Origin of the sequence: Pseudorhizobium flavum, from assembly GCF_044142885.1 — a bacterium.
Taxonomy (GTDB): Bacteria; Pseudomonadota; Alphaproteobacteria; order Rhizobiales; family Rhizobiaceae; genus Neorhizobium; species Neorhizobium flavum.
Map to the genome: position 1 here is coordinate 54,926 of NZ_JBIOKZ010000009.1, position 26,391 is coordinate 81,316.

General features: G+C 65.4%; 31 protein-coding genes. 1 reads left to right on the top strand and 30 read right to left on the bottom strand.

What is annotated here, in order from left to right:
- Positions 1-5: 5 nt before the first annotated feature.
- The 18 genes from ACEPP2_RS16650 to ACEPP2_RS16735 form a co-directional block, all read right to left on the bottom strand.
- Positions 6-1,433: a sensor histidine kinase gene (locus tag ACEPP2_RS16650; RefSeq protein WP_281977932.1), complete on the bottom strand. Its 1,428-nt coding sequence runs from the start codon at positions 1,431-1,433 to the stop codon at positions 6-8.
- Positions 1,423-2,112 (bottom strand): response regulator transcription factor, encoded by a 690-nt coding sequence (locus ACEPP2_RS16655; RefSeq protein WP_280136233.1) that lies wholly within the window; start codon positions 2,110-2,112, stop codon positions 1,423-1,425. Before ACEPP2_RS16655 ends, ACEPP2_RS16650 begins: the two co-directional genes overlap by 11 nt.
- A gap of 156 nt (positions 2,113-2,268) precedes the next feature.
- Positions 2,269-3,813, bottom strand: coding sequence for a Do family serine endopeptidase (locus ACEPP2_RS16660; protein WP_395517241.1), 1,545 nt, complete (start codon positions 3,811-3,813; stop codon positions 2,269-2,271).
- 134 nt (positions 3,814-3,947) lie between these two features.
- Entirely contained in the window at positions 3,948-4,406 is a 459-nt protein-coding gene (locus ACEPP2_RS16665; protein ID WP_395517242.1) for a cytochrome c-type biogenesis protein, read from the bottom strand.
- Positions 4,403-6,391, bottom strand: coding sequence for a heme lyase CcmF/NrfE family subunit (locus tag ACEPP2_RS16670; RefSeq protein ID WP_395517243.1), 1,989 nt, complete (start codon positions 6,389-6,391; stop codon positions 4,403-4,405). The genes ACEPP2_RS16665 and ACEPP2_RS16670 overlap by 4 nt, the downstream gene beginning before the upstream one ends.
- Positions 6,388-6,843, bottom strand: coding sequence for a cytochrome c maturation protein CcmE (ccmE, locus tag ACEPP2_RS16675; RefSeq protein WP_152340607.1), 456 nt, complete (start codon positions 6,841-6,843; stop codon positions 6,388-6,390). The genes ACEPP2_RS16670 and ccmE overlap by 4 nt, the downstream gene beginning before the upstream one ends.
- On the bottom strand, positions 6,840-7,979 hold the full coding sequence (gene ccmI, locus ACEPP2_RS16680) for a c-type cytochrome biogenesis protein CcmI (RefSeq protein ID WP_395517244.1): 1,140 nt from the start codon (positions 7,977-7,979) through the stop codon (positions 6,840-6,842). Before ccmI ends, ccmE begins: the two co-directional genes overlap by 4 nt.
- 139 nt (positions 7,980-8,118) lie before the next feature.
- Positions 8,119-8,538: a hypothetical protein gene (locus ACEPP2_RS16685; RefSeq protein WP_395517245.1), complete on the bottom strand. Its 420-nt coding sequence runs from the start codon at positions 8,536-8,538 to the stop codon at positions 8,119-8,121.
- Between the two features lie 92 nt (positions 8,539-8,630).
- The gene (locus ACEPP2_RS16690; protein WP_395517246.1) at positions 8,631-10,037 is read right to left on the bottom strand and encodes an ATP-binding protein; all 1,407 of its coding nucleotides are present in this window, start codon (positions 10,035-10,037) and stop codon (positions 8,631-8,633) included.
- A gap of 4 nt (positions 10,038-10,041) precedes the next feature.
- The gene (locus tag ACEPP2_RS16695) at positions 10,042-10,713 is read right to left on the bottom strand and encodes a response regulator transcription factor (protein WP_052637616.1); all 672 of its coding nucleotides are present in this window, start codon (positions 10,711-10,713) and stop codon (positions 10,042-10,044) included.
- 46 nt (positions 10,714-10,759) lie between these two features.
- Entirely contained in the window at positions 10,760-11,020 is a 261-nt protein-coding gene (locus ACEPP2_RS16700; protein WP_052637615.1) for a hypothetical protein, read from the bottom strand.
- A gap of 128 nt (positions 11,021-11,148) precedes the next feature.
- Positions 11,149-11,412: a hypothetical protein gene (locus ACEPP2_RS16705; RefSeq protein ID WP_395517247.1), complete on the bottom strand. Its 264-nt coding sequence runs from the start codon at positions 11,410-11,412 to the stop codon at positions 11,149-11,151.
- Positions 11,413-11,562: 150 nt separating this feature from the next.
- Positions 11,563-11,775, bottom strand: a complete 213-nt coding sequence (locus ACEPP2_RS16710) for a hypothetical protein (protein ID WP_142588792.1) — start codon at positions 11,773-11,775, stop codon at positions 11,563-11,565.
- 13 nt (positions 11,776-11,788) lie between these two features.
- Positions 11,789-15,580: a baseplate multidomain protein megatron gene (locus ACEPP2_RS16715; protein WP_395517248.1), complete on the bottom strand. Its 3,792-nt coding sequence runs from the start codon at positions 15,578-15,580 to the stop codon at positions 11,789-11,791.
- An 18-nt stretch (positions 15,581-15,598) separates the two neighbouring features.
- On the bottom strand, positions 15,599-16,042 hold the full coding sequence (locus ACEPP2_RS16720; RefSeq protein ID WP_395517249.1) for an NlpC/P60 family protein: 444 nt from the start codon (positions 16,040-16,042) through the stop codon (positions 15,599-15,601).
- Complete coding sequence (locus ACEPP2_RS16725; RefSeq protein ID WP_395517250.1) at positions 16,039-16,926, bottom strand: DUF2163 domain-containing protein; 888 nt, start codon at positions 16,924-16,926, stop codon at positions 16,039-16,041. Before ACEPP2_RS16725 ends, ACEPP2_RS16720 begins: the two co-directional genes overlap by 4 nt.
- Positions 16,923-17,561, bottom strand: coding sequence for a phage distal tail protein, Rcc01695 family (locus ACEPP2_RS16730; RefSeq protein ID WP_395517251.1), 639 nt, complete (start codon positions 17,559-17,561; stop codon positions 16,923-16,925). The genes ACEPP2_RS16725 and ACEPP2_RS16730 overlap by 4 nt, the downstream gene beginning before the upstream one ends.
- 49 nt (positions 17,562-17,610) lie before the next feature.
- Positions 17,611-18,147 carry a phage tail tape measure protein gene (locus ACEPP2_RS16735; RefSeq protein WP_395517252.1) on the bottom strand — a complete coding sequence of 179 codons (537 nt, stop codon included), beginning with the start codon at positions 18,145-18,147 and terminating at the stop codon, positions 17,611-17,613.
- Positions 18,148-19,241: 1,094 nt separating this feature from the next.
- On the opposite strand from ACEPP2_RS16735, the gene ACEPP2_RS16740 reads away from it, so the two are divergent.
- Complete coding sequence (locus ACEPP2_RS16740) at positions 19,242-19,415, top strand: SEC-C metal-binding domain-containing protein (protein WP_395517322.1); 174 nt, start codon at positions 19,242-19,244, stop codon at positions 19,413-19,415.
- Positions 19,416-19,511: 96 nt separating this feature from the next.
- On the opposite strand, the gene ACEPP2_RS16745 is transcribed toward ACEPP2_RS16740, so the two are convergent.
- From ACEPP2_RS16745 to ACEPP2_RS16800, 12 genes are all read right to left on the bottom strand, one after another.
- Positions 19,512-19,748, bottom strand: a complete 237-nt coding sequence (locus ACEPP2_RS16745; RefSeq protein ID WP_395517253.1) for a rcc01693 family protein — start codon at positions 19,746-19,748, stop codon at positions 19,512-19,514.
- Complete coding sequence (locus ACEPP2_RS16750; protein ID WP_395517254.1) at positions 19,745-20,056, bottom strand: gene transfer agent family protein; 312 nt, start codon at positions 20,054-20,056, stop codon at positions 19,745-19,747. Before ACEPP2_RS16750 ends, ACEPP2_RS16745 begins: the two co-directional genes overlap by 4 nt.
- Positions 20,057-20,093: 37 nt before the next feature.
- Complete coding sequence (locus ACEPP2_RS16755) at positions 20,094-20,501, bottom strand: phage major tail protein, TP901-1 family (RefSeq protein ID WP_395517255.1); 408 nt, start codon at positions 20,499-20,501, stop codon at positions 20,094-20,096.
- 37 nt (positions 20,502-20,538) lie between these two features.
- Positions 20,539-20,958 carry a DUF3168 domain-containing protein gene (locus ACEPP2_RS16760; protein WP_395517256.1) on the bottom strand — a complete coding sequence of 140 codons (420 nt, stop codon included), beginning with the start codon at positions 20,956-20,958 and terminating at the stop codon, positions 20,539-20,541.
- The gene (locus ACEPP2_RS16765; protein WP_395517257.1) at positions 20,955-21,287 is read right to left on the bottom strand and encodes a phage head closure protein; all 333 of its coding nucleotides are present in this window, start codon (positions 21,285-21,287) and stop codon (positions 20,955-20,957) included. The genes ACEPP2_RS16760 and ACEPP2_RS16765 overlap by 4 nt, the downstream gene beginning before the upstream one ends.
- Positions 21,287-21,856 (bottom strand): head-tail connector protein, encoded by a 570-nt coding sequence (locus ACEPP2_RS16770; protein WP_395517258.1) that lies wholly within the window; start codon positions 21,854-21,856, stop codon positions 21,287-21,289. The genes ACEPP2_RS16765 and ACEPP2_RS16770 overlap by 1 nt, the downstream gene beginning before the upstream one ends.
- A gap of 232 nt (positions 21,857-22,088) precedes the next feature.
- Positions 22,089-23,360, bottom strand: coding sequence for a phage major capsid protein (locus ACEPP2_RS16775; RefSeq protein ID WP_395517259.1), 1,272 nt, complete (start codon positions 23,358-23,360; stop codon positions 22,089-22,091).
- Entirely contained in the window at positions 23,357-23,974 is a 618-nt protein-coding gene (locus ACEPP2_RS16780) for an HK97 family phage prohead protease (RefSeq protein WP_172972407.1), read from the bottom strand. Before ACEPP2_RS16780 ends, ACEPP2_RS16775 begins: the two co-directional genes overlap by 4 nt.
- Positions 23,975-24,021: 47 nt before the next feature.
- Entirely contained in the window at positions 24,022-24,339 is a 318-nt protein-coding gene (locus ACEPP2_RS16785; protein ID WP_077547752.1) for a DUF6107 family protein, read from the bottom strand.
- 189 nt (positions 24,340-24,528) lie between these two features.
- The gene (locus tag ACEPP2_RS16790) at positions 24,529-24,852 is read right to left on the bottom strand and encodes a type II toxin-antitoxin system RelE/ParE family toxin (RefSeq protein ID WP_172973613.1); all 324 of its coding nucleotides are present in this window, start codon (positions 24,850-24,852) and stop codon (positions 24,529-24,531) included.
- Positions 24,836-25,099 (bottom strand): CopG family ribbon-helix-helix protein, encoded by a 264-nt coding sequence (locus tag ACEPP2_RS16795; protein WP_152340627.1) that lies wholly within the window; start codon positions 25,097-25,099, stop codon positions 24,836-24,838. The genes ACEPP2_RS16790 and ACEPP2_RS16795 overlap by 17 nt, the downstream gene beginning before the upstream one ends.
- Before the next feature lie 69 nt (positions 25,100-25,168).
- Positions 25,169-26,344 (bottom strand): phage portal protein, encoded by a 1,176-nt coding sequence (locus ACEPP2_RS16800; protein ID WP_395517260.1) that lies wholly within the window; start codon positions 26,342-26,344, stop codon positions 25,169-25,171.
- Positions 26,345-26,391: the final 47 nt, after the last annotated feature.

Genomic DNA, 26,391 nt, shown 5'->3' on the forward strand with positions numbered 1-26,391 from the left:
TCTTCTTAGGGCCTGAAGGGAGGGAATACCATGGTGGCCGTCAACCCCGGCGCATTCTCCCTCTCAGGATGGGTCGCAGAGAGCCTGAGCGATCCGCCATGCAGGTCCATCACCGCCTCCACCAGCGAAAGCCCGAGCCCTGTGCCGGGTTTCGATCGGCTGGCGTCGAGGCGTACGAAGCGCTTCGTCACCTCATGGCGCTTGTCCTCCGGCACGCCGGGGCCGCTGTCGCAGACCGAAAGCCGCGGCGAGCCATCCTCGAGCCTCAGCACCAGCCGGATCTCGCCTGCCGCCTTCCCCTCGCCACCATACTTGATGGCATTGTCGAGCAGGTTGAAGATCGCCTGGCCGATCAGTTCCCGATTTCCCTTGACCCTCACGCCCGGTTCGATAGCGGTTTCCAGCTTCAGGCCCGCTTCTTCGGCGACGGGCTCGTAGAGTTCGCAGCTGTCTGCGGAGATGGCGGACAGGTCCACCTCGCTCATCTCGGCGGCGATCGATCCCGCCTCGACGCGGGAGATCATCAGCAGTGCGTTGAAGGTTCGGATCAACTGGTCGGATTCCGCTATGATGCCTTCCAATGCCACGCGGCGGCTTTCCGGTTCCTCGTCTCCCAGGGCATCCGCCGCCTTGTTGCGCAGTCTCGTCAGCGGCGTCTTGAGGTCGTGGGCGATATTGTCGGAGACCTGCCGCAAGCCCTCGTTCAGCTTCTCGATGCGGCCCAGCATCGCGTTCAGCGATTCCGACAGCCGATCGAATTCATCGCCCGAGCGGCCGACCGGCAAACGCTGCGAAAGATCGCCGGCCATGATCTTCTGGCTTGCCGCCGACATGCGGTCGATCCGCTTCAGCGCATTGCGGCCGATCCCGAACCAGATGAAAAGCGCACCGATCCCCATGATCGTCAGCGCCAGCATCAGCGCGCGGCGGACAATGCCGCGGAACCGGCCCGGTTCGCCGAGATCCCGGCCGACCATCACCCGCAGGCCGTTCTCCATCACCACGACATTGGCGATTGCCATGTGCTCGCGCTCCGCGCCCGCTTCGGAGAAGGGCTTGTAGGCGAAGGGAAAGCGGGTCCAGCCCTGCTCGTCGAGCACCCCCGGCTGCAGCGAGGCGACGTTGCCGGCGAGGATTTCGCCGTTCGGCCCGGCGACGACGTAGAGATTGGCGCCCGGCTGACGCGCCCGCCGCTCCATGAGCCGCAGCATGCCGTTCAGTCCGCCGCGCTCGTAGGAACGTTGTATGTCGGCCACCTCCTGGACCAGGTTTTCCCTCGTCTGCTGCGCCAGAATCCGCTCCGACATCGCCGTCACGTAGACGACGAGGAATGCGGCGCAGATCGCGAAAAGCAGGATGTAAAGCGCCGACAGCCGCACGGCCGTCGAACGGAACATGAGACGAAGCCGGGTCAGCACGGGCTCACGCCTCATCCTTGATCATGTAGCCTGCGCCGCGGATCGTCTTCAGGAGCGGCCTGTCGAAGTCCTTCTCGATCTTCGAGCGGAGCCGCGACACATGCACGTCGATCACATTGGTCTGCGGATCGAAGTGATAGTCCCAGACATGTTCCAGCAGCATGGTGCGGGTCACCACCTGCCCGGCATTCTTCATCAGGTATTCGAGAAGCCGGAATTCGCGCGGTTGCAGCAGGATATCCCTGCCGGCGCGCTTCACCTCATGCGACAGCCGGTCGAGTTCCAGGTCGCCGACGCGATAGACCATGTCCTGCTCCGGCTTGCCCTTGCGGCGGCCGAGCACTTCCACGCGTGCCAGGAGTTCGGAGAAGGCATAGGGCTTGGGCAGGTAGTCGTCGCCACCGGCTCTCAGGCCGGTCACCCGGTCATCCACCTGGCCGAGGGCGGAGAGGATCAGCACCGGCGTCTCGACGCCACGCTTGCGCAATTCGCTGATCACCGACAGGCCGTCGCGGCGCGGCAGCATGCGGTCGATGACCATCACGTCATAGCTGTTCTCGCTGCCCATGAAGAGGCCGCTCTCGCCGTCACTTGCATGGTCGACGACGATGCCCGCCTCGCGGAAGGCCTTCGTCATGTAGGCGGCCGCTTCGAGGTCGTCTTCAATCACCAGAATCTTCATGTGCGGCACCATAGCGTCGGCAGCGCCGATTGCACCATCGGATTCACGGGTATCGGCGTGGCGGGCGGGGGCGTCCATCTTCGCTCCTTCAACTGCAGACCGGCGGAGGAATGAAAAAGGGGCGCCGACGTGACCGGCGGCGCCCCCTCCTGATGCCGATTGGGAAGATCAGCCTTCGTTGATCGGGAGCGCGATGAAGCGGCTGCCACGATCGGACTCAACCTGGAACAGCGCGCGGCTGCGCCCATCGTTGCGGGCCTGCTCGATGACCTTCTCGATGTCGCCCGCAGTCTTTACCGACTGGTTGTTGACCGAGACGATCTTCTCGCCGGCACGCAGGCCGCGACCTGCCGCTTCCGAATCCGGATCGACTTCGACCACCGAGAGACCCGCGCCGTCCTCGGCGGGCGCTACCGTGATGCCGAGGCTCGCAAGCGCCTGCTCCGTCGAAGGAGCGGGAGCTTCCGATGTCTCCGTATCGGCGCTTGCGGATTGCTCGCTCGCCAGGTTGCCCAGTGTCACTTCGAGGTTCTGGGACTTGCCGTCACGCCAGATGGCAATATCGACCTTCGCGTTCGGATTCATGGCGGCAACCTTGCGGGCAAGGTCACGAGCATCCTTGATCGGATCGCCATTGAGGGCGGTGATCACGTCGCCTTCCTTGATGCCGGCCTTCTGGCCAGGCGAACCTTCCTGCGGGGCAACGACGAGGGCACCCTGCGCCTCAGAGAGACCAAGCGATTCGGCGATGTCCTTGTTGACCGGCTGGATCTGCACCCCGAGCCAGCCACGCTCGACCTTGCCGTCCTTCATCAGCTCCGTCACCACGTCGCGGGCAACCGAAGCGGGAATGGCGAAGGCGATGCCGACATTGCCGCCCGAAGGCGAGAAGATCGCCGTATTGATGCCGATGACCTCACCCTCGAGATTGAAGGCAGGACCGCCGGAATTGCCGCGGTTCACGGCCGCATCGATCTGGATGTAGTCGTCATAGGGACCGGAGCCGATGTCACGTCCGCGGGCCGAGATGATGCCCGCCGTCACAGAACCGCCGAGGCCGAACGGGTTGCCGACCGCCACGACCCAGTCACCGACGCGCACCTTCGTGTCGTCCGCGAAGTTGACATAGGTGAATTCGCGACTGGCATCGACCTTCAGCACCGCAAGGTCGGTGCGGCTGTCGGAGCCGATCAGCTTGGCGTCGAGTTCCGTGCCGTCATCCAGTACCACCGTATAGGCGGCACCGTCGGCGATGACGTGGTTGTTGGTGACGAGGTAGCCGTCCTCGGAGATGAAGAAGCCGGAGCCCTGGGAGGTCGGGCGCAGGCGACGCGGACCGTTGCGCTCGCTGCGGTCGCTGTCGGGACCCCCGCGGAACTGCGGGCCACCGAAATCGCGGAAGAACCGCTTCAACGGGTGATCGTCCGGCAGGTCCTCAAAGCCCTGGCCGCCGAAGTTGAAGGAGAAATTGCTGTTGTCGCTGGCCGCCTGGGTTTCCGACTGGACGCGCACCGATACGACGGCCGGCGAGACGGCGGAGACGACGTCGGCGAAGCTGGGAGCCTGTGGCGCCTGAACCTTGACGGGATCGGCGAACGACTCGATGACCTGTCCGGGGATGCCGGTCGACAGCATCACCGCGGTCAGCCCGGCGACCGTCGAGGTCTTCAGCACGGTCTTCAGCGAGGGGCGTCCGAATTTGCTGTTGAGCATTGTGAGTACCTTCTTCTCTTCACTGTGTCTGGTTCCGGGAGGCGCCCGGAAGGCGGTGGATGCGAAGAGATATAGGAAGGCTCACCTTAACTGCAGGTGTCAGGCGGATGAAAACTTCGTAATGTTGGGGCCGCTCAGCGCCTGTCGAGAAGCTCGTCGATACGGGCCTCTTCCTCGGCCGAAAGAGGAGCCGGCGCGCGTGCCCGAAGGCGACCGCGGGCCATCAGCACGAGCACGATCGCGCCAATGCCGAGCAGCAAAGCCGGAGCGGCCCAAAGAAGCATGGTGCGGAGGGAAAAACGCGGCTTCAGCAGCACGAACTCGCCATAGCGGGAGACGACGTAGTCGATCACCTCCTCGTCCGTGTCACCCTGCTGCAGCCGTTCGCGCACCAGGACCCTGAGGTCCCGGGCCAGTTCCGCATTGGAATCGTCGATCGACTGGTTCTGGCAGACCATGCAACGCAGGTTCACCGAGAGGTTCCTCGCCCGCTCCTCGAGCACGGGATCGGCGAGGATCTCGTCGGGATTGACCGCGAGCGCCGGAAGCGGTGCGAGCAGGATGAGGAGGACGAGGAGAAGCTTGCGGATCATTCCGCCGCCTCCATCGCCGGGCGGACGGCACGGGCGCGGCGTGTCGGGGCGCCCACCCGCAGCCGCCGGTCGGAGAGCGAGACGAAGCCGCCGATCATCATGATCAGCGATCCACCCCAGATGCAGAGGATGAAGGGCTTCCACCAGATGCGCACCACCATGCCGCCACCGGCGATCGGGTCGCCCAGCGAGACGTAGAGCTGGCTGAATCCGAAGGTGACGATACCGGCTTCCGTCGTCGGCATGCGCCTTGCGGTGTAGAGCCGCTTCGACGACCACGTATCTGCCACCACCACGCCTCCTTGGCTGATGGTGAAGTGTCCCTGTTCCTCGGTATAGTTCGGACCGACCGCCTCGCGCATGCCGTCGAAGACAAGCGAGTAGCCGCCGGCTTCCGCCGTCATCCCCTGCTTCATCTCGACAACCGTTTCCGTTTCGTAGGTCGTCACCATGACGATGCCTAGGACGGTCACGCCGAGGCCGAAATGCGCCAGCGCCGTCCCGAAAGCTGACCGCGGCAGGCCGACCAGCCGACGCCATGCGACGTTGAACGGAAGCTTGCCGAAATTCGCCCTGTGCCACAGATCAGCGAGCGCCCCGAACATGCCCCAGAAGGCGATGGCGAGGCCGAAGACAGCCATCACCGGGCCGCCGTTCTCGATGTAGTAGAGGGTCAGGCCCGCCACCAGCGCCAGTCCGGCGACAACGTAGAGGCGCTGCAGCGCGGCGAGCAGGTCGCCCCGCTTCCAGGCGAGCATCGGCCCGAAGGGAACGGCGATCAGCAGCGGGATCATCAGCAGCCCGAAGGTCATGTTGAAGAAAGGCGCTCCGACCGAGATCTTCTCCCCGGTCAGCGTTTCCAGAACCAGCGGATAGAGCGTTCCGATCAGGACCGTCGCCGTGGCAACCGTCAGGATCAGGTTGTTGAGGACGAGCGAACCTTCGCGGGAGATAGGCGCAAACAGGCCTCCCGACTTCAGCATCGGCGCCCGCCAGGCAAAGAGCGCAAAGGCGCCGCCGATGAACAGCATGAGGATTGCCAGGATGAAGATGCCGCGCGAAGGGTCGGTGGCGAAGGCATGGACGGAGGTCAGCACGCCGGAACGGACGAGGAAGGTGCCGAGCAGCGACAGCGAGAAGGTCATGATGGCCAGCAGCACGGTCCAGATCTTCAGCGCCTCGCGCTTCTCCATCACGAGCGCTGAGTGGAGGAGTGCGGTCCCGGCGAGCCAGGGCATGAAGGAGGCGTTTTCGACCGGGTCCCAGAACCACCAGCCGCCCCAGCCGAGCTCGTAATAGGCCCAGTAGGAGCCCATCGCGATGCCGGCCGTCAGGAAGGTCCATGCAGCCAGCGTCCACGGACGCACCCAGCGCGCCCAGGCCGCATCGATACGGCCGTCGATCAGGGCCGCAACGGCGAAGGAGAAGCAGACGGAAAAGCCGACATAGCCGAGATAGAGGAGCGGCGGATGCACTGCCAGCCCCGGGTCCTGGAGGATCGGGTTGAGGTCCTGGCCTTCGGCAGGTGCGGGATTGAGGCGCGCGAATGGGTTCGAGGTCAGCAGGATGAAAAGCGTGAAGGCGGTGGTAATCCAGGCCTGCACCGCAAGCACATTCGCATGCAGCGTGTCGGGGAGGTTGCGGCCGAAGAAGGCGACGAGTGCGCTGAAGAAGACCAGGATTAGCAGCCAGAGCAGCATCGAGCCTTCGTGGTTGCCCCAGACGCCGGAGAACTTGTAGATCATCGGTTTCATCGAATGGGAGTTCTCGAAGACGTTCTTCACAGAGAAATCCGAGACGACATAAGCCCAGGTCAGCGCCGCGAAGGCAAACAGCACCAGCAGGAACATCAGGATCGAACCGACCGGCGCCAGCCCCATCATCGCCGCGTCGTTGCGGCGCGCGCCGATCAACGGCAGGATCGACACGATCAGCGCGGTGGCGAGCGCAAGGACGAGCGCATAATGTCCGACTTCGATGATCATTGCGTCGCCGCCTCCCCGCCGTGCTGCCAGACCCCCTGCTCCTTCAGGCGGTCGGCCACTTCCTTCGGCATGTAGTTCTCATCATGCTTGGCCAGCACCGAATCCGCAACGAAGGAGTGGGTCGCAGCGTCGAACGCGCCTTCGGTCACCACGCCCTGCCCCTCGCGGAACAGGTCGGGCAGGATGCCCGTATAGCTGACCGGCACCGTGTTCGAGCCGTCGGTTACCGAGAAGCTCACGGTCGAACCCTCACCACGCTTGACCGATCCCTCGGCCACCAGGCCGCCAAGGCGGATGCGCGTGCCCGGAGAAACTTCCGTGGTGGCGAGATCTGCCGGCATGTAGAAATAGGCGACCGACTGGCTGAAGGCGAACATGACCAGGAGGACCGCGGCGAGGATGAAGCTCATGCCGCCGGCGATGATGGTGAGACGTTTCTGTTTGCGTGTCATTGCGTCGCTCCTTCGACGGCCAGGCCAACCTCGCGGGCAAGCGCAATCAGTTGCTGCCCCTCGCTGCCTTCCGCCGGGAATGTCTTCAGGCCGGTCTTAAGCGCTTCCTCGGCCTTTTCTTTGTCGCCGAGCACGGAATAGGAGCGCACCAGTCGGAGCCAGCCTTCCAGGTTGTTCGGATCGTCCTGCAGGCGGGCCGCGAGGCTCTCCACCATGCCGCGGATCATGTCCTGGCGATCGCCTTCGGACATCTGGCCCGCCGCAGCCATGTCGTCCGCGGATGGCCCGTTCGTCGCTTCCGCCGCCTGCGGGGGCGTACCGCCGGTCGCCGCGATATGCTGCCGGATCAGGTCCATCCACGGCGCGTCGGGCGGCGAAGCCTTGGCAATCGCCTCGAAGGCCGCGCGTGCCTCGTCGCGGCGGCCGGCCTGCTCCAGGCCGAGACCGACATAGAAGCGGGCGCGGGGATTGTCCGGCTGAAGGCGCAGGCTTTCCTCGAAGGCGAGCCGCGCATCCTCGGTGACGATGCCGTCATTGGCGGCAACGAGGGTTTCCCCCAGCCCGTCAAGCCGCTCCGGATTGGTCCCGAGCAGCCGCATGGCATTGCGGAATGCGAGTTCCGCATCGCCCAGCCGCATGGCCTTGAAGTAGATCGGCGCCAGCAGGTCCCAGCCCGCACCGTCGTTCGGGTTATCGGCCAGGTGCCGCTCGGCCTTGGCGACCAGCAAGGCCATGTTCTGGCCGGGATTTTCAAGTCGGGCGGCAAGCGGCTGGTCCGGGAGCTGCGGATTACCGAGCAACAGGTAGAGGGACAGTCCGACAGCGGGGACGAGAAGGGTCACCGCTACGCCTGTTGCGGTCAAGCCGGTACGGCCGGCGGGAGCTTCGCTCTGGCTGTCCGCCTCGCCGGCAGCCGACAACAGCCGGCGGCCGATCTCGGCCTTGGCATACTCGGCCTCTTCCGCAGAGATCAGGCCCTGCTCGCGATCGCGCTCGAGTTCGGCCATCTGGTCTCTATAGACGGCGATCTCTCCGGCGCGATCGGGAATCTCGGATTTGGCGCCGCGCGCCAGGGTGACGAGCAGGACGGCCGCGACGGCGGCGGTCAGGACGGCGAGGATGATCCACAAGAACATAATGGTCCAAATACTGGAACCGGGCTGCCTTTCCAACGGCAAAGCCGGTCATGACGCGGATTTGAGGCGTTTGGCCGCAAGTTGCTTGTGCCCCAGATGCACCCGTAGCGCGATTCCGGCCATGACTTATGTCAAATTGTCAGATGAGCGGGGTCCAGCTGCCGTCCTTGTTTCGGCAGGCCGCACCGCGTGCAATCGCCTGCCGTCCGCTGGCAGTCAGCGTGTGCTTGTACTGCCGGCAGTTCTGCGAACCGACCTGGTAGGGAGCAGCCGCGACAACCTGTCCGCTGACATCCCTGCCGCTCCAGGTGACCGGCTGACCGACCGCCGCCGCTTCCAGTGCGCGATATTCGGCTTCCAGTGCTCTTGCCCTGTCGCTATTGCTGATCTCAACGCCGCTGCGGCTGACGATGCCGCCCTGCAATGCAGCGATATAGGGCGTCGAACCCGAGGACCTGGCGGGAAGCAGGCTGCCGCCGCTTCCGGATGTCGTCGAACATCCGGCAATGACTGCCAGAGCAAGGAACGTCGCACCAATCTGCAAACTTCTGAGACGCATGTGTTCAGCACCGGTTGGAGTATTTCCCGCATCGAGCCAGGGCGGCGATGCTCGCCGGGACCCGCCAAGGGGATATGGAGCCTTTGTCCGCGTCAGGCAACATCCTTCGTTACCGACGGCAACAGAAGTGTTGCGCGCAGGCCACCCTTTTCGCTGCGTTGAAGCCCGAAGCTGCCCTGGTATTCGCCGGCGATCTCACTCACGATTGAGAGCCCCAGGCCCGCACCGGGCCGGCTCTCGTCGAAGCGGCGGCCACGCTTCATCGCCTCGCCGAGCTGGCCGGGTTCCAGTCCCGGTCCATCGTCCTCGACCACCACTTCCAGCCATGTCCGACGGATCGTGTCTGCCGGTTCGCCGGCCGGAGGTCCGGCTGCCGCTGCGACACTGAGCCAGACGCCGGTCCGGCAGAAGCGTGCGGCATTCTCCAGGAGATTGCCGACTGTCTCCTCGACATCCTGCTGCTCCATCGCGAGAACAGCGCCAGGAGAGACCGAAAGGCTGAATTCCCTCTCCGGGTTGAGGCGGCGCATCACGCGGACGAGCCTCTCCAGCACGGGCTCGACCTCCGTGCGAACCAGCACGGATTCGCGCTGTGCTGCAATGCGCGCCCGGTTGAGATAGGATTGCACCTGCGCCTGCATGGCTTCCGCCTGTGACCTCATCAGTTCGCCCTGCGTGGCCTCGAGCGAGCGGGCTTCGTTCAGCAGGACCGCAAGCGGGGTCTTCAGCGAATGGGCGAGGTTGCCTACCTGCATGCGGGCACGGTCGACGATGCGGCGGTTGCTCTCGATCAGCGCATTGATCTCGTTGACGAGCGGCAGGACCTCGCGCGGAAACTCCCCTTCGAGACGCTCCGCGTCGCCACGGCGAATCCTTTCCAGTGCGCGGCGTGCCCTGTCGAGCGGCTGCAGGCCGAAGAGGATGGCGCCGCCATTGACGACAAGGCTGCCGAGACCGAAGACCACAAGTGCGATGTAGAGACTGCGGTTGAAGGTGGCGATGTCCTCTTCCATCGCATCGAGGTTGCCGGCAACGCGGAAGCGTGCCGCCCGCCCCTGGCTGTCGAGCACGACCTCCGTCTCGGCCACCAGCACATTGTTTCCGAAGGCGTCGACCACAGGATAGAAGCGCTCATAGCGGTTGTTGAAGGGAACGTTCAAGATGCTCGGTACGGCAATCTTCGAGACGCCCAGCGAGGGCGAGGAAAGCGGCGCGGCGGCGAAGGTCCCCAGCGGTTCGATGATCCAGTACCAGCCGGTTTCCGGCTGCGAATAACGCAGGTCGCCCAGTTGCGGGTTGCCGGCGAGGTTGTTGCCTTCGCCGATCGAAACCGAATTGATGACGTTGTAGAGTTGCGCCCGCAAGAGGTCGGTGAAGGCTCGTTCCGCCGACTGACGGTAGAGGGCGGAAATCACGAGCGCGATCACCACCAGGGCCAGTCCGGACCAGAGGGTGGCGAGAAGGAGAACGCGGGCGGTAAGGGATCTCGGCCCGGTCATGGCGTCAGCTGACGTCGGTCGGGGCTTGCATCCTGTAGCCGAGGCCGCGCACCGTCTCGATCAGGTCCACGCCGAGCTTCTTCCTCAGCCGCCCGATGAACACCTCGATGGTGTTGGAGTCGCGGTCGAAATCCTGATCATACATGTGCTCGACGAGTTCCGTGCGCGACACCACCTGGCCCATGTGATGCATCAGGTAGGAGAGCAGCCGGAACTCGTGGGAGGTGAGTTTCAGCGGCATGCCGTCGACGCTCGCCTTCGACGCCTTGGTGTCGAGACGGACCGGCCCGCAGATAAGTTCGGAGGACGCGTGTCCGGCGGCGCGGCGAATGAGGGCGCGCACGCGGGCCAGCACTTCCTCCACATGGAAGGGCTTGGCAACGTAGTCGTCGGCGCCCGCATCGATGCCGGCCACCTTATCGCTCCAGCGATCGCGCGCCGTGAGCATCAGGACCGGCATCCGCCGGCCGTCCGTGCGCCACTTCTCCACTACGCTTATTCCGTCCATGACGGGCAGGCCAATGTCGAGGATGGCGGCATCATAGGGTTCCGTGTCGCCGAGGAAATGTCCTTCTTCGCCGTCGAACGCCTGGTCGACGACGTAACCCGCCTCCTTCAGCGCATCGGTCAGCTGCCGGCTGAGATTGACGTCGTCTTCAACTACGAGAATGCGCATGGACTGCCCCACCCTATGCGACGATCGCGGATCGCCGCCCCTGTCATTACATCGGCACCCGCACTGTTACCTTGCGCGGCCTCTCATTGCCATTGCCCTGGACAAGAACGGTGACGACGCAGGTCTGGCCGTCGGAGGATGGCTGTGCCGATAGAAGCTGGCCGCCCGTCTCGCTGACCACCCGGCTTGCTGCCGCGCCGCAATCGGCAGCGGCCAGGATGAAATAGTCTCCCGCTGCCGGGGCCTCGAAGGCAGTCAGACCGGCAAGGCCGGCGATGAGCATCGCAGGTATCGGCAGTCGCGCCATCGTGTTGCTATCCATCGTCAGGGCGGATCGAATAGATCCAATGCATGTGATGGATTATGTAACCAAGCACGCCTGAATGGCAAATGAATGCGAAGAAAGGGATGAACCCGGGCCTGCCGCACACAGCGTTACGGCACCTGCCGAAGGGCCTCCACCTCCACTGTAAGCTGGTCGAGAAGGCACTGGAAGAACCGCCGCGCCTGCTTCAGGCGCCATGCGTCCGCCACCGGATCATAGATGATGTCGCAGAGGGAGACGACGACGCAGGACGCCGCCTGTGCCAGAGGTCCGGCGCCTGCTTCGCGCAGGATCTTGAGTGCCAGGGCGTACATGCGCCGGTAGTTATGCGCCTCGCGAGCCTCGGCCAGCCAGGCTGTCATCCGCTCCGTCATCGAGCCCCCTTTTCTCGTCCGGGCATCAAACCCCGGATCTGGAGAAAGGGTCCGCACTTATGGAGACGTCGTGGACCTGTGGTTATGGAAGGGTAAAAAACAGGGGGGAGCCCGGAAAGGTTTCGATAACCTTCCCGGGGCCGATGGCGTTCATCGCCGCCCAATGGCGGTGCTGGCGGAGATGCGTCCATAGATCGACAAGGCACCGCCCAGCGCACCGCCGAGCGCGATCGCGAGGTCGGCAATGTCGTTCTGCACGTCAGGAGCCAGATCCACCCCCGCCACCTGTGCAATGGAAGCCGCAACCGCGATCAGCGCGCCCCATACCGTTTTCGACTGGTACCAGGTCTTCATTCCGTCCATGCTCTGTCTCCTTCTAGGTTTGAATGGCGGCGGTCGCCGCAACCCCGAGCGGCACCGCCCGGCCCAGCTGGCGGACGCGGATAGTCACCGCCGGCAGCGGCTGACCGAAATCGGTGGTTTGCTGGTCGAGGCTGTAGAGAAGTTGCGGCGCCACTACCTCCGCCGAACGCCGCACGGTGGAACCGTCGAGAATGTCGACGCGGTAGCGCTCCTCCGGCTCGTCGAGCGGAATATCGGCGGCATCCCAGTCGTCCGCCTCCACCCTGCCCCGACGGATCCAAGACAGCAGCAGGTCGCCATTGGCCAGTCGGCGGGCACCCAGGTGCACGGGCGAGAGCGGTGTCTCCGCCCTGATCCCGCCCTGGAAAGGCAATGGCCCCACACGGCTGCCGGCGGACCCGCTGCCTTCGGCAATCCAGTTCAGCATGCGGCCACGTTCCTCTGCGGCAAGCCCGAGCGGAACGGCCGCCTCGTCCAGCAGCACCACCGGAGCCCCCGCCGGCGCGCCCTCGGACATTGCGTCCTCCGTTCCTGACAGTCCGCGCAGCAGCCTTGCGAGCCGCCAGCGTCCAGGCGCCACTTCCTGCGCCTCAAGGAAACTGACGATCTCCCATGTCCCGCTCGCTGCCTTCACCGCCAGCCGGTTCTCGCCCGCCAGAACCGCTTCCAACGAGGCGGACGACAGGCCGCCGAAGAAGAGGTCGAGCTCAACCCTCGACCCGTGGTCGAAGCGCCCCGAGATAGTGCCGGGCTCAAGCGGCGCCGTGAGCCGTCCGATCCGGGCCGGCCGGTCGAGCACTGCACGCAGCCCATATCCCTCCGTTGTCGGCGACGAGGACAGCATGATCCGTTGCCAGGGACGCGCATGACCCGCCGCCCGGGCGAAGCTCTCCCCCGGACCGGAGGAGAAACGCGGCAGGTCGAGAAGATGGAGGATCGGTGCAAACGCGTCCGAACCGGTCTCCCCACCTCCCGGCCCCGGCGTCTCCCGGACGGGTGCGGCAGGCGCGGCGGTGGCATGCTGGCGCGCCTCGATCCGGCGCACCGGCCCTTCCTCGACGCGCGAAACGAGAAACGTCCCGCCGACCTGCGGCAACGTGATCGGATCGCCCGGCTGCAGGCCAACATCCGCCGGGGACAGCGCGACGCTCAGCGTCCGTCGCGACACCCATTGGTCGCGGACGGTAGCCTCCGCTGCGGAAAGCGCTGCTTCCTCGGCCAGAACGGCCGGCAGGTCATAGCCAAGAACCCGGTTGCTCGCCGTCCTCGTCCGCCGGGACCGGGCGCTCGCCTGCTCGTAGTTCAAGGCCGGATTGTAGGAGCCAATCACCACTTCGGCGGCGAAGTCGCTGTCATGGCCGCGGGTCTCGCTCCACAGCGGCTGATCCTCCACATCGGCGAGCACATCGATGACGGCTGGCGGAAGGCTCGCAACGCCGCGCGACCGGAACCTGAGCCGCCCCGCTTCCTCAATCACGTCGATCCGGAAGACATCAAGCAGCGGCGCGAGTAGGGCACGCGCCGAGGTCACCTCCGCCTGCACATAGCCGATGAGGTCGCCGCTCACCTCCGACACGTCGAAATCGTGAAAACCATGATCCGCAAGGACGGCAGCGATCGTGTCGGCCAGCGTCGCCGCGCCCAGCCTGCCGTTCAACCAGTGGCCACTTCGCCAGTTGCCGCCGTCGCTCCAGGCGGAAAGATCGGCGGGGAACGCAGGATAGGGGCGCGCGTCCCAGGTCCAGACGAAGACATGATTCGGGTCAACCGGGCCGGCAGCCTGCCCCTCCGCCTGCCAATGCCGGTGATGCGCCTCCAGGAAGCGCCGCTGCATGGCGTCGGATCGGGCCAAGTTGGAAAAATGCGGGGCAGCACTTTCGGCCGATTTCGGATCGATGAAGACATTCGGCTGGTTGGCCCCCTTGTCTACCGCCGGGCAGCCGAGTTCGGTGAACCAGATCGGCTTCATCTCCGGTTGCCAGGCAGTCGGCTGCGTCACCTCCTCACCGCCGAGGCGATCACGGTGATAATTCGACCACCAGCCGGCCAGATCTTTGGGCCGGAACACCCAGGGCTTGCCCGCCGCCCCGTCGGTGATCGGCGTCCGAAGGCGTGCGGCTCGATCCGCATCGCTCGCATGGTACCAGTCGAAGCCTTCCCCCGCCGCGATCTGCGCCCGCATTGCCTCGCCATCCTCGGCAAGACGAAAACCATCGGGATTGGCGCTCGCGAGATCCTCGTCACGCCAGTCGGCGAGCGGCATGTAGTTGTCGATGCCGACCGCATCGATCGCCGGCGACGCCCAGAGCGGGTCGAGGTGGAAGAAGACGTCGCCGGAGCCGTCCTGCGGGTGATAGCCGAAATACTCGCTCCAGTCGGCGCCGTAGGTCAGCTTCGCCTGCGAGCCAAGCATCGTCCGGACATCCTCCGCCAGCTGTACCAGTTCATCGACGAAGGGGAACCGCCCGGCCTCGTCGCGCACCTGCGTCAGCCCACGCAGCTCCGACCCTATGAGGAAGCCGTCGATGCCGCCGGCTACGGCCGCCAGTCCGGCATAGTGCAGCACCATGCGGCGGTAACCGTCCGGGCCTTCGGCGAAGGCCGCCACCTGGGTTCGCGCCGCCGCCGTCCGGTCGGTCGTGCCGGGCAGGCCGGGTGCGGGATGGCAGGTGATGCGGCCGCGCCAGGGGTAGCTCGCCTGCTCCGCTCCTCCATGCGGATCGGGAAGGCCGTTGCCTTGTGGAACGTCCATCATCAGGAACGGGTAGAGATAGACCTCCAGTCCCCGCGCCTTGAGGTCCGCAATGGCCTGGAGCACGCTATCGTCGCTCGGCGTGCCACCATAGGCCGGGCCACCCCCGTGGCTGCTGACGACATGGGCATCGGCGCGCGTGAAACCGGCAACCGACCAGGGCGAGCTTTCGTCGTCCCGGTGCGGTACCTCCACACCCGGCAGGATGCGGCAGTGGCCGGCCCGCAGGTCCGTCCCGAACCAGCTGACGACCAGCGCCACCCGCTCGAGGTTCGGGCAGAGCGCCGTCAGCTCGTCGATCGAGGCCTCCCAGTCGGTCGTCGCCGTCAAGGTATGGCGGTTCATGATCCGGGCGCTGCCCTCGCCCGTCTTCTCCGTCACCTGCACCTTCGCATAGCCATGCTCGGTCGCGCCTGGAATGATCGTGACCGCACGGATCTGCCGCTCCAGCGCGCCGACCGGACGCAGCACCTCGAACTGCAGCAGCGGAATACGGTTGCCGAACGGATCGAGCGGCAGGCGATCGAAGACGACATAGGCGAGGCCGCGATAGGCAGGCGCGTTGCCCATGCCCTGCTTTGCCTCGATCAGCGGATCGGGCAGCTGTTCCTCCCCGCCCCGATAGACGCGCATCTCCACGTCCGTCAGGTCGATCTCGCGACCGTCCGCCCACACCCGCCTGATCCCTGCAATCCCGCCTTCGCAGAGCCCGATGGCGAGGTTCGCGAAGTACCGGAAGCTCTCCACGCGCGGACCGCTCGCCTTGCCGCCGGAGCGTTCCCGCCGCACCTCTTCCTCGAAACGCGTCGCCCAGATCAGCGTGCCGCCGATCCGGGCCGTCCCGTAGACGCGGCTGACCGGCGCGCCTTCGTCGGCACCCGGAATGCGTGCAGTCGCCAGCCGCGCTCCAGATATCGTCCGGCCACCATTGATCAGCGCGCGATCCACATAACTGCCGGCCAGCCCGCCCGCCGCGCGCCCAAGCATCGCGCCTAAAGGACCGAAGACACCGCCGAGCGCCACGCCCGCCGCCTGGAAGAGAATAGTGGCCATGGAAGCCCGCCTTCTTTTTCAATCATGGACGATGGCCGGAAACCGGTGCACCGCCACGATACGCCGGTGCCATGACGGCACCAGCGCCGAGCAGATCACCGCCGCCTGCTCATAGGCATGGATGAAATGCCGTGGCCCCGCCAGGATGCCCGCATGCTTTGCCGCGCAATCCGGCCGCCAGCGGAAGAGCAGCAGGTCGCCCGGTGCGGCGGCGTCCACCGGCAGCGCTGGGCCGAACAGCCGCCGCCCCGCCTCCAGCAGCCGCTCCTCGCCGCTGCGCTCGGCCCAGTCCGGCGCGTAAGCCGGCACGGCCTCCGGTTCGTTGCCATAGAGTTCCCGCCAGATGCCGCGAACGAGGCCGATGCAATCGCAGCCGACCCCTTTCGTGGCGCCCTGGTGGCGATAGGGCGTGCCGAGCCAGCTCTCCGCCAGCGTTACGATTCGCGCACCCTGGCCGGTCATGAAAAGATCGCCCCGCCATCATGACGTCCCTCCCCAGCCGCATAGGAGTAGGCGAAGTCACTGCCGGGAACATGCGGAAAGCCGCGGAAGTTCACCTGGTTGGCAAAGCGCCCGCGGCAGGTGGCGAAGGTCTTGTCGCAGCCGGCGGTGATGGTGAACGCCTGCCCCGGCGTCAGCACGTCCCCGGGCGCCCCTTCCAGCGGCAGCCATAAGGAGAGTTGCCGCGCGCCGTCCGGCAGCCGGTGATCGGCCTCGACGTCGATCCGCCGCCCGTCGGCGAGCGACAGGACGCCGAGGCGGAAGAATCCTTCCGCGAATCCGTCCAGTCCCGCGACGCTGATCGTGCTCGCGTCCGTGACCGCCAGAACGCTGCCGCTCCCCTGCCAGGCAGACAGATCGACCCGGCACCGCCCGTCGCCGAACTCCGCGTCGCAGCGGCGGTTGTAGACGCGCCCCTGCGGCTGTGCGAGGCGATGGGCCATGCTGCGCAGCTCGGCGGTAAAGGCCTCGCCCGACCGGGTCACCTCTCCCACCTCGCGCATGTCGAGCAGCATGTGAGCCTCGGGCGCATCCCAGTTAACGAGGAAACGCTCCACACGCGCTCCGTCATAGAGCCCGGCAGTCAGGTCCTCCTCGCGGATCACCTCGCTGGAGAAGCCGCCCGCCACCTCGTCGACACTCGCCGCAAGCCCGGTCGCGGCCTCCACCTCGCTGCCCGCAAAGCCGCTGGCGGCCAGGAAGAGCGTGCCGTCGAAGGCAAGATCATGATCGTGATCGGTAAAACCAAGCACTGCGCCATCGCGCCGCGTCACCCGCCAGCAGTGGCAGGTGGTGGTGGCCTCGCCCGCAAGATGGGCGGCAAGTTCCCCGGGTATGCTCCTCATGGCAGGATCTCCGTGAGCGGAATGGTCGGAATGCGCCCGGCATCGAAGTGACTGAGGTCGACGTCGATCCGGTCGGTGTCGAAGCGGACCGGCACGTCGAACTCGAACCCCGCCCGCACCACCGCACCCGTCCCCGGTGCCTGTCCGGGCACGAAGGTGACCATGCCCGCCACGGCATCCACCGCATAGTTCGCCGGCGCCACCGCGGCGCCATCGACCGAGACCTGCACCGTCCCCGCCACCGGCTTGGCGATCCGACGTACCCAGCCTGTGCCCCCGTCGCCATAGGTCTTCACCAGCGGAAAACTCGCCGTCACTCCGTCGCCGATGCCGATCTCCTGGTCGCCGGCGGAGACCGCCGCACCTGGCGCACAGGATTTCCAGTCCAGCGGGTCGCGGAAGCGAAAGCCGTGCAGCCGCCCGCGGCGCGCCTCGAAGAATTCGAGCACCGCGTAGAGATCGGCTACAGACTTGATGCCGGACCCCGCATCATAGCTGCGGCGGGAATCTCGCCAGCGCGCATTGCGGTTTTCCCGCCCGTTGGACAGGTTGACAATATCGGTCCGCCGTACCGGCCCGCCGCTCGTGCCGAGCGCCAGCCGCAGCGGAAACTGCACCTCGTGAAATCCCGTCATCGCTGATCCTCATTTTCGTGGGTCCGAAAGATCGCTCTCGCCCCGCCCGCTACAGTCCGCGCTGCCCCCGCCCGACACTCCTGGCCAGCATGGCGGCGATCTGCCCTTCGCTCTTGCGAAAGCTCGCGGCATCCGTCGCGGTCACGTTGAAGACGATCTGTGTCGCCGCCCCGCCACCGCCCGCCGCGACGCCCAGGACGCCATCCGGTCCGCGCCTCAGCGGCAGGATCGCCTCCGCCCCCGCCTCGCCCATCAGGCCGAGATCGCCGCCCATAGGAAAGAAGCTGGGGCTGCGCACCACGCCGCCGTCCGCGAAGGGCACGACGGATCCCATGAAGCCGCCGATCGCATTCCCGAGTGCCCCTTCCAGCGGCTTCAGCGCCGCCGAAAGCGCAATATCCGTCAGCCGGTTGCCGAGCCCCCGCAGCACATCCTCCAGCCCCTTGCCGCCGGCCGTCGCAGAGCGCAAAGCCCCCGTCAGCGCGGCCCCGAACCGCTGCGACCGCGCCTCCAGATCCGCCATCACGCGCGAAAGCTCCTCCGCCTCGTCGAGGGTATCGGCAAGCGAAATGTCATCGTCTTCCATTGGGATCACCTTTCGTGGACGGATGCGTGATCCGGCTGCAGCTGTCCTTACGTGTTCAAAGGGGAAGGCTATGAAGCGCGGTTGATGACCGCCGACAAGTATTCGAGCCTCACGGCTCACGCACCCGATGACGGGCTGGGCAGCAACTTATGTGCAAGCCTGCAAGAATGCCTGCTTTGGCTGATATTATGCGCTTCTCGTCAATGGTTTCGCCCACGAGTGCGCGGAAGAACCAAGACCAGCTGTTTTACTGGCTAGAGCAGGTAGTTTGTGTTTACGGTTAGCTTATGACCCTTCTCCTTCTTATTCAGACGTCCCGCCACGCTCTGTTTCTTAGCGACCGAAGATTAACTACGAACGGTGTGGTTCAAGATAGCGCAGCTAACAAGACTATTTCTATTAATTTCCCGGGAGCCTCGATATTGTTAGGATTTACCGGCCTTGCCAGGGCCGGAAGCTTCGACACTCGGACGTTTCTTCTAGAGCAAGTCAAAGCATTGATGCCTCTATGCCTCGACTGGAGAACATTCGCAGTCCGACTTGCACAAGCCCTAACTGAAATATTCAAATGTCCACCTCTGAGCCGAGTTAGCGATCTCAATAAAGGGCTCGCAATCGCGTTTGTTGGTGCTGAGGTGGATGGTGGCTACTCGTATCCCATCTACGGCTACATCACCAATGCGCCAGGCTTCAGTCGTGGGATGGAAAATCCTACGGTCGGCGCCTTCAAGGCAGGAGGTGACAGGCCCCCCGTGCCCGGCTTAGCAGTATATGGAGCGTGGCAGGCGTTTTCCGATCAGGAGCGAGAGGATCTCTTCCGCTTCATTGGAAGAGGTCCCACAATTCAAGTGATAGCAGCAAAAGCTGCTGATTCTATCAGGCGTGCCTCAGAAAGTAGGAAGGCGAGGCACACGATAGGGCGGGAGATATCGTGGACCGCTCTTGATCGATCCTCTCTAGAAGTCACTTGGGGCCAATACCCTCATAGCTTCCTAGAATCCTATTCACCGGACTTCGCAATATGGAACGTCGGAGATACAGACGTAGGCATCGCCAGCGGGATCTCAGTGACTGGGCCCAACCCCAGGTATGATATGCCCTCGTTCGAGAGAAATCGGGCTTGTCCCTGTGGAAGTGGTGTTCAGTTTAGACATTGTCACGGGCGCAAGTTTATAAATTCTTTCGGTGTTGCGATCGTCCATCCAGATGCGGTCCCTGGTAATGATGCTGTCTGGCCGGACGATTTTCCTCCGGATTTAAGAACCTAGTAGCCAGGCTATGGAACCTCGCCTATCGAGCCTACAGCATGTTCCCAACTTCCAAGCCTAACCTCGCGAGAGAGGATCAGCGCAACTAGCTAGATATCATCCTTCTTCTAACCCATACGCCACCCCATCCGGAAACCGCTCCATCAACCCCTCCAGCCCGTCCCGCGCCATCTCCGGCCGCCTCGGCCGCAGCCCACCGGTCATGGCGAAAAACTCCACCGGCGTCAGGCGCCAGAACACGTCCGGAGAAAGCCGCAGCAGGCAGAACCCGGCATGCATCACCGCTTCCCAGGGAAACGGTTCGGCATCCCGCCTGCCGGCTGCGGCGCTCAAGGGTCCGGCAAGGCTGCCTCCTGCGATGGCCCGAAGGTCGCCACCAGCAGTTCGCCGACCACCCTTGCGCAGCCGGCAATACCGCCCTCCACGCTCATCGCCGCCACCTCGTCATCGGAGTAGAGGTTGCCGGCGCCCCTGAGCCCGGCGCCCAGGATGCGGATCATGTCGGCCGCCTTTATCCGGCCCGAGGAGAAGCGTTCGGCAAGCCCGCCGAGATCGCCGGCGCCGAGGGCCGTTTCCAGTTCCGCCAGGCTGCCGAGCGTCAGGCAGAGCACGCGCCGCTCGCCGTCGATCACCGCCTCCACCTCGCCGCGCCTGCGGTTCGCCCTTGTCCCCCACCCATCACAGCACCCCGAAAGTCAGGAGGCCGGCCGATTCCAGCGCCAGTTCGAAGCGCAGCTCGCCATTGTGCTCGCCGGAATATTCCAGCGCCGTGATCTGGAACGGCCCGGTCACCGTGCCGAAATCCGGGATCAGTACCTGCCAGGAGAGGATCGAGCCGGCAAAGAAGGCCTGACGCACCAGCGCATCGCTCGCGTGGTCTTTGAACAGGCCCGCCCCCGTCAGCGAGGCGCGCTGCACGCCCGCGCCGCCCAAAAGCTCGCGCCAGCGCCCGGCGCTTTCGGCATCCGTCACATCCACTGTCTCGGCATTGAACGCCAGCCGCCGCGACCTCAGGCCCGCCACCGTCACATAGCTGCCGCCATCGCTGATCTTCAGCAGCAGGTCCTTGCCCTTCTGTGCCACCATGATCTTGATTCCTTTCGCGTGAGTAAGTTCGCGATGCTTATGGAGAGACAGGCTCCAGCGGCTCCGTCACCGCCCTGAACCGCAGCTCGGCCAGAAACAGCTTCGCATTCGCCTGCCGCCGCGTGCGGGTCCGCTCATGCGCCAGGCTCACCAGCAGGTGGCCGGCCAGGGTCAGCGCCGCATCCTGCAGCAGCCCCCGCACCCGTTCGGCAAGCTCCTCGGCCTCTCGCCGTCCGGCGGCGTCGGACCAGACCTCCAGCACCAGCCGATGCTCCTCGCCCGCCTCGGTGGCGGTGGAATAGTCGCGCGTCTCCATCTCGCCCATGACGAGCGTAGGCAGCACCGGGCGCGGCAGCAGCCGGTCACGGATGCCATCCGTTCCGATCATCGCCACAAGCTGGGGATCGGCGGCAAGCCGCGCATGGATCGCCACCAGCAATGCATTTGCCGCACTCATGCTGCCGCCTCTTCGCAATGGCAGACGAGAAAGCGCTGCGTTTCGTCCGGATCGCGCACCAGCTTGACAGCGAACAGCCGCGCACCCTTCCGGAACCTCTGTCCCGCCACGACGTCCTCGCGAAACCAGATCCAGATGCGGTGGCTGATGGTCGCACTTTCCGCGCCCGCCTCCTGCCGCTCCGAAACCCGCACGGGCTCCACCCGCGCCCAGAGCGAGCGCACCGCCTGCCAGGTCACCGCCGCGCCGCCCTGCCCGTCGGGCATCTCCACCGGCGCCTCGAGCACCAGCCGCGCGGTCATTCGTCCCGGATCGAAGATGTGGGTCATCACAGCCTCCGCATCCGAAACGGCGCGATCAGCCGCTCGTAGCCGGCGGGAACGCCTGCGGGCTGCTGGTCGGGCGAGACCACCCCGCGGAAGGCGAACATGTGGCCGACATGGATCAGCATCGCTCGCTTCAGCGTATCCGGCACGTCGGTTCCGGCCTCGCCGAAGCCGGCGGAGAACTCGATCTCGATACCGTTCAGCGTCTGCCCCGGCGCGGGCGGGTTGCGCAGCCAGAGCCGCGCCGGCCGCCCCGCCCCGTCGAGAAGATGATCTTCAAGCGGAACGTGAAGCGGCGCGCCGTCCGCATCGAAAACCGTAACAGTCTGAATCGCTTGCACCGGCGATTTCGCGATGCGGATGATGCCGTCTGCCGGACAGTCGTCGAGATAGAGCCGCCAGGCCTGCGCCATCAGGCAGAGCCCGGTCTCGCGCTCCAGGTGCTCGCGCGCGGTGGCGATGAGCGAGGAGAGCAGCGCATCCTCTTGCGTGTCATCAAGGCGCAGATGCGCCCTCACCTCGGCAAGCGTCAGCGGCTCCGCGGCGGGCGGAGTGGTCTGGGCATAGGTCATTGGGGTGTCCGAAAATGATTGGGGATAGTCCGTCGCCACGGCCCCCTCACCAACAAAATCTATGACTTAGCTGTGCTAAGGACATGATTTTGTAACCTCTCCCACAAGGGGAGAGGGAAGGCGCCGAGGGCGCGGCACTGGTTCCTCTCCCTTGGTGGGAGAGGATAGTTCGCCCCAAGAGGCACGGCCGATTGGAGAGGCGAACTTGGTGAGGGGGCTGCCTGAGCCGGCCTCAGCTCGCCGCAAACTTCACCAGCTTGATTGCCTCGAAGTTCTGCACCCCGCCGCCGACGCGCTTGGTGGTGTAGAACAGCACGTAGGGCTTGGCGGAATAGGGGTCGCGCAGGATGCGCACGCCGGCCCGGTCGACCACCAGATAGCCGGCGCGGAAGTCGCCGAAGGCGACCGCAAGCGCATTGGCGCCGACATCCGGCATCTCCTCGGCCTCGGCGATCGGGAAGCCCATCAGCGAGGCCGGCTGTCCGGCACTCGCTGGCGGCCGCCAGAGGTAGTTGCCGTCGGCATCCTTGAACTTGCGCACGTCAGCTTGCGTCTTGCGGTTCATCATGAAGGTGCCGTTCTGGCGGTGCCCGGCCTTCAGCGCATAGATGACGTCCACCAGCGTGTCGGAGGGGCCTGTCGTCTTCCAGGCCCCTGCCGCGCCTGTCGCGACATAGCCGAGATTGCCCCAGGTCCAGGTGCTCTCCGTCACGGCCGTATAGGTGAGGAAACCCTTCGGCTTGTTCACCCCGTCGCCGCGGATGAAGGCGTCGCCCTCCTGCTCGGCGAAGACGATTTCCACCTCGCCGGCAATCCAGTCTTCGATGTCGACGGCTGCATCGTCCAGCAGCGCCTGCGTCGCCGCCGGCATGGCATAGAGTTCCATGGTCGGGAAGGAGAGTTCGGCAAGCTGCGGGGTGTTCGTCTGCGGCCGCGCCGCCGTCTCGGCCACCCAACCAGTGGAGAGTCCGGCGGTGGCGAACGGCTTCTTCAGGACGGACGTGGAGACGGTTCGCACGGTGGAAAGCGCCCGCATGGGCGAGACGACCGAAACCCGCCGGCCGATCTCGTTGTCCGTCTCAGGCGGCACCAGGTATCCGCCATCGGCACCGGTCGTCGCGGAAAATGCCTTTGCCTCCAGCTCGCGCAGCCCCGCCTCGTCGCCCCGGCGCACATAGGCGTCGAAGGCGGCCTTGTGCTCCTCGGCCTCGGGCGAAAGCTCGCGTCCTTGCCCCGACCCCAGCGCCGGCCGCGCCTTCTTCAGGAGCATCTGGTCGAGCACCTTCTTCTGCTCGTCCATCGCCCGGTTGATGCGGTCCATCTTGTCGCGCGTCACGACGTCGGCCGACAGCTTCTGCTCGATCTCGCCGAGCCGCCGGTCGTTGACGTCCTTGAAGGCCTCGAAGGCCTCCATGAACTCGTCGAAGGCCGCCGTCACCGTTTCCGGCACTCCCTTGATTTCGGGGGCCTTCACCTCGGGCGCCGTCTTTGCCATGTCCGTCATGTCGCTTTTCCTTTGAAGCTGGGTTTCAACATCATCTTCGCCGCCCGCCGCATCTGGCGGACGAGTTCAGTTTCCCGGTCGCGGAAGAACCGCGCATGCTTGACGTCGGAGACGCGCGCCGAGGGCAGCATCGGGAAGGTCACCACCGAAATTTCCCAGAGGTCCGCCTCCAGGATGCGGCGCACCCCGCTCTTCGGGTCGGAACGCGCCTTCACCGTCCGGAAGCCGATCGACAGCCCGTCGAGCGCCCCGGACTTCATCAGCGAGAAGACCTCAGCCGCGCGACCGACGCCCGGCGCCAGCCGCCCCTCGACGTAGAGGCCGCGGGCATCCTCTCGGATCACCGTCCAGGCGCCGATCGGCTCTGCCGGATCATGCTGGTAGAGCATGCGCACGCCGCGCGCGCCGCGCTCCACCAGCGAATTGGCAAAGGCGCCGCGCTCGATCCTGTCCTTGCCGAGATCGACCTCGCCGAACACCGAGGCATAGCCGGAAAAGGTCCCATCGCCGGAAACACCCGCCAGCTCCAGGTTGGCGAACTTCCGCGCACTCGGGCGCAGTATCGGGCGCTTGGGTGCACCCATGGGGGTGCGGGGCCCGCGATCAGCGTGCATGAAAGTCTCCTGCGATCGTGATTGTCTGTTCGAGAGCCGGCGGAGGATCAGCCCGCCCGCTTGCCCCATCGCTCCGCCACGCGCACCAGCGCGCCGAGCACCCACCAGGCGAGAAGGCTGGCCGCCGCCGAGCCGGTCAGTGAGATTTCCAGCCCGGTCAGCTCGTCCGCGATCCCCATCCTGTCGGAGAGCCACAGCCCGGCCGGCTTGCCGAAGATCAGCCCGCAGCAGAGCCCAGTGAAGAAGCGGCTCGCCGCCTCGCGCCGGCTCTTCGGCAACAGGTAGATGAGCGAAACACCCGCACCCGCCGCCGCCCCGGCCGCCTTCGCCGCCAGGACGCCAGCCTCGTTGCCAAGGTCAGCCATTGTTAATCTTCCTTGATTAGGATGAACGCATGGACCAGCGGCCGGCGATCACCGCCCCGCCGCCCCGGCATCCGATTGCCGATTCATTTGAATCGGTTGGCCCGGGATGTTCGTGCAGCGATTCCGGTTCTTCACGTGATGGGTGAGCAGCTTCACACACTTGTTGAGTTTGCGGCGCTCGGGAAGCCCCTAAGCGCCTTCCTCCAGATCGGCATCTTTCTCGAGATCGGCGGGTCCCTGTCTCGCATGCAGGATAGACACGATCACGATGTGGTCTTCCTGCAGAATATAATCCAAATGGTAAGGAGCTGTAACGAAGCGTCGCACGCCGTCGGCTGGTGCCACAACGACACCAACGCGAGGATGTTCGCCGAGAAGTCGCGCCGCCTTCTTGATCTGCTCGGAGAAGGCAACGCGGTCCTGCGCCCGAACTGAGCGAGATAGGCCCGCTCTCGTTCGACGTACCGCGTCGCTTCCTCCGAGAAGCGCACCTTCATCAGGCGGCAGCCTCACGATTGAGACGATCCAGCTCCGCCAAAAGCTCTTCGGCGTCCACGGTGCGTCCTGCCTCGACGTCTTCCAGGCCCCGGCGGATACTGAGCATCTCCGCCCCCTCCGCCATGAGATAATATTTCAGCGCCCGCACGATCACCCAGGATCGGCTGCGATCCGCGGTCTCGGCAATCTTTTCGACATCATCCAGAATATCCAAAGGCAGCCGCAGGGTGATCGGATCGGACAGAGCGGGTTTATCGGCCATGGTCTGCTCCTTTTTGTATTACGACGTATTACAAACCTTACGCCCCTTCCCCGGTTCCCGCAATCACCCTCAATACCCCACCGCCTGCCGTTTCTCCTCCTCGGTCAGGAACTCCGCCGCCCCCACCCTTGCCCAGAGCGCATCCCGCTCTGCGGACAAGCCCGCGATGCGGTCGAGGTCGGGCTCCAGCCGCAGCGCCTCGCCATAGGCCTCCGACAACCAGGCGGAGAAGCTTGCGGCCGTGCGCGTCAGCAGCGGCACCACCGTCAGCCGGTAGAAGGCGCGGTTGGCTTCCTGATAGTTCGCGTAGGTATTGTCGCCCGGAATGCCCATCAGCATCGGCGGCACGCCGAGCGACAGCGCAATGTCGCGGGCGGCGGCATTCTTCGCCTCGATGAAATCCATGTCCTTCGGCGAAAGCCCCATGGACTTCCAGTCCAGCCCGCCTTCCAGCAGCAGCGGCCGCCCTGCATTGACGGCGCCGGCATAGCTGCTTTCCAGCTCGGCCTTCAGCCGCTCGTACTGGTCGGCGGAAAGATTGCCGCCCTCCTTCGGCTGGTAGACCAGCGCGCCGGAAGGCCGGGCGGAATTGTCGAGCAGCGCCTTGTTCCATTCGCCAGCCGCATTGTGCAGGTCGAGCGCAGCACCCGCCGCTGCCAGCGGCGGAAAGCCCAGATGGTCGTCGAGCGGATGGAAGAGTTTCAGGTGCAGGAGCGAAAGCCGCCCCCCGCTCTCCGCCGGCAGCCGTCGCGTCATGTTTCCCGCTCGGTAGTCATAGGCGGTGATCCAGCCGTCGCGGCCCTCCACCACGCTCACCCGGTCCGGCCGCAACAGATGCAGTTCCCGCAGAGCGTCGCCCAGCACCAGCGGTTCCACATAGGCATTGCCGGAGAGCATCAGGTGGCCGTAGAGCGCCTCGAAGAAGTCCGGCCCCGCCTGCCGCGCGTTCGGCTGGGCGAGAAGCGTCAGACCCGAATGCGCGGTCACCTCCGCCTCGCCCTCGTAGGCGAGCCACGGCACCGAGGCCGCCGCCTCGGCCACCAGCCGCACGGCCCGGTGCGCCACCGGGTTCCTCATGAAGCCTGCGCGTGCCAGCCCGCCATAGGAGCGGCCGGACCAGTGGGCTATGCCGTCGCCGGCGACGAGCGCAAAGGCAGTCGCCGCCTTGGCCTCGACAGCCGGCGGTTCGGCCATGCGCCGAGGTCCCGCCGCGGTCGCCCACGGCAGCCTGAATGGAGATTTCATGATATCGGTCCTTTCCCCGTCGCTGGCCAAAGCCTCGCCGCCGCCCT

What these genes read in the sequence shown, in the direction of transcription:
- ACEPP2_RS16705 (WP_395517247.1), bottom strand. Translation starts at nt 11,412, where the DNA reads ATGACGGAGCGGATGACAGCCTGGCTGGCCGAGGCTCGCGAGGCGCAT.
- ACEPP2_RS16710 (WP_142588792.1), bottom strand. Translation starts at nt 11,775, where the DNA reads ATGGACGGAATGAAGACCTGGTACCAGTCGAAAACGGTATGGGGCGCG.
- ACEPP2_RS16670 (WP_395517243.1), bottom strand. Translation starts at nt 6,391, where the DNA reads ATGATCATCGAAGTCGGACATTATGCGCTCGTCCTTGCGCTCGCCACC.
- ACEPP2_RS16730 (WP_395517251.1), bottom strand. Translation starts at nt 17,561, where the DNA reads ATGACGGGATTTCACGAGGTGCAGTTTCCGCTGCGGCTGGCGCTCGGC.
- ACEPP2_RS16765 (WP_395517257.1), bottom strand. Translation starts at nt 21,287, where the DNA reads ATGACCCACATCTTCGATCCGGGACGAATGACCGCGCGGCTGGTGCTC.
- ACEPP2_RS16725 (WP_395517250.1), bottom strand. Translation starts at nt 16,926, where the DNA reads ATGAGGAGCATACCCGGGGAACTTGCCGCCCATCTTGCGGGCGAGGCC.
- ccmE (WP_152340607.1), bottom strand. Translation starts at nt 6,843, where the DNA reads ATGACACGCAAACAGAAACGTCTCACCATCATCGCCGGCGGCATGAGC.
- ccmI (WP_395517244.1), bottom strand. Translation starts at nt 7,979, where the DNA reads ATGTTCTTGTGGATCATCCTCGCCGTCCTGACCGCCGCCGTCGCGGCC.
- ACEPP2_RS16715 (WP_395517248.1), bottom strand. Translation starts at nt 15,580, where the DNA reads ATGGCCACTATTCTCTTCCAGGCGGCGGGCGTGGCGCTCGGCGGTGTC.
- ACEPP2_RS16660 (WP_395517241.1), bottom strand. Translation starts at nt 3,813, where the DNA reads ATGCTCAACAGCAAATTCGGACGCCCCTCGCTGAAGACCGTGCTGAAG.
- ACEPP2_RS16665 (WP_395517242.1), bottom strand. Translation starts at nt 4,406, where the DNA reads ATGATCCGCAAGCTTCTCCTCGTCCTCCTCATCCTGCTCGCACCGCTT.
- ACEPP2_RS16755 (WP_395517255.1), bottom strand. Translation starts at nt 20,501, where the DNA reads ATGGTGGCACAGAAGGGCAAGGACCTGCTGCTGAAGATCAGCGATGGC.
- ACEPP2_RS16770 (WP_395517258.1), bottom strand. Translation starts at nt 21,856, where the DNA reads ATGACCTATGCCCAGACCACTCCGCCCGCCGCGGAGCCGCTGACGCTT.
- ACEPP2_RS16685 (WP_395517245.1), bottom strand. Translation starts at nt 8,538, where the DNA reads ATGCGTCTCAGAAGTTTGCAGATTGGTGCGACGTTCCTTGCTCTGGCA.
- ACEPP2_RS16795 (WP_152340627.1), bottom strand. Translation starts at nt 25,099, where the DNA reads ATGGCCGATAAACCCGCTCTGTCCGATCCGATCACCCTGCGGCTGCCT.
- ACEPP2_RS16650 (WP_281977932.1), bottom strand. Translation starts at nt 1,433, where the DNA reads ATGAGGCGTGAGCCCGTGCTGACCCGGCTTCGTCTCATGTTCCGTTCG.
- ACEPP2_RS16690 (WP_395517246.1), bottom strand. Translation starts at nt 10,037, where the DNA reads ATGACCGGGCCGAGATCCCTTACCGCCCGCGTTCTCCTTCTCGCCACC.
- ACEPP2_RS16800 (WP_395517260.1), bottom strand. Translation starts at nt 26,344, where the DNA reads ATGAAATCTCCATTCAGGCTGCCGTGGGCGACCGCGGCGGGACCTCGG.
- ACEPP2_RS16740 (WP_395517322.1), top strand. Translation starts at nt 19,242, where the DNA reads ATGCCCTCGTTCGAGAGAAATCGGGCTTGTCCCTGTGGAAGTGGTGTT.
- ACEPP2_RS16655 (WP_280136233.1), bottom strand. Translation starts at nt 2,112, where the DNA reads ATGGTGCCGCACATGAAGATTCTGGTGATTGAAGACGACCTCGAAGCG.
- ACEPP2_RS16775 (WP_395517259.1), bottom strand. Translation starts at nt 23,360, where the DNA reads ATGACGGACATGGCAAAGACGGCGCCCGAGGTGAAGGCCCCCGAAATC.
- ACEPP2_RS16720 (WP_395517249.1), bottom strand. Translation starts at nt 16,042, where the DNA reads ATGACCGGCCAGGGTGCGCGAATCGTAACGCTGGCGGAGAGCTGGCTC.
- ACEPP2_RS16785 (WP_077547752.1), bottom strand. Translation starts at nt 24,339, where the DNA reads ATGGCTGACCTTGGCAACGAGGCTGGCGTCCTGGCGGCGAAGGCGGCC.
- ACEPP2_RS16695 (WP_052637616.1), bottom strand. Translation starts at nt 10,713, where the DNA reads ATGCGCATTCTCGTAGTTGAAGACGACGTCAATCTCAGCCGGCAGCTG.
- ACEPP2_RS16780 (WP_172972407.1), bottom strand. Translation starts at nt 23,974, where the DNA reads ATGCACGCTGATCGCGGGCCCCGCACCCCCATGGGTGCACCCAAGCGC.
- ACEPP2_RS16760 (WP_395517256.1), bottom strand. Translation starts at nt 20,958, where the DNA reads ATGAGTGCGGCAAATGCATTGCTGGTGGCGATCCATGCGCGGCTTGCC.
- ACEPP2_RS16700 (WP_052637615.1), bottom strand. Translation starts at nt 11,020, where the DNA reads ATGGCGCGACTGCCGATACCTGCGATGCTCATCGCCGGCCTTGCCGGT.
- ACEPP2_RS16735 (WP_395517252.1), bottom strand. Translation starts at nt 18,147, where the DNA reads ATGGAAGACGATGACATTTCGCTTGCCGATACCCTCGACGAGGCGGAG.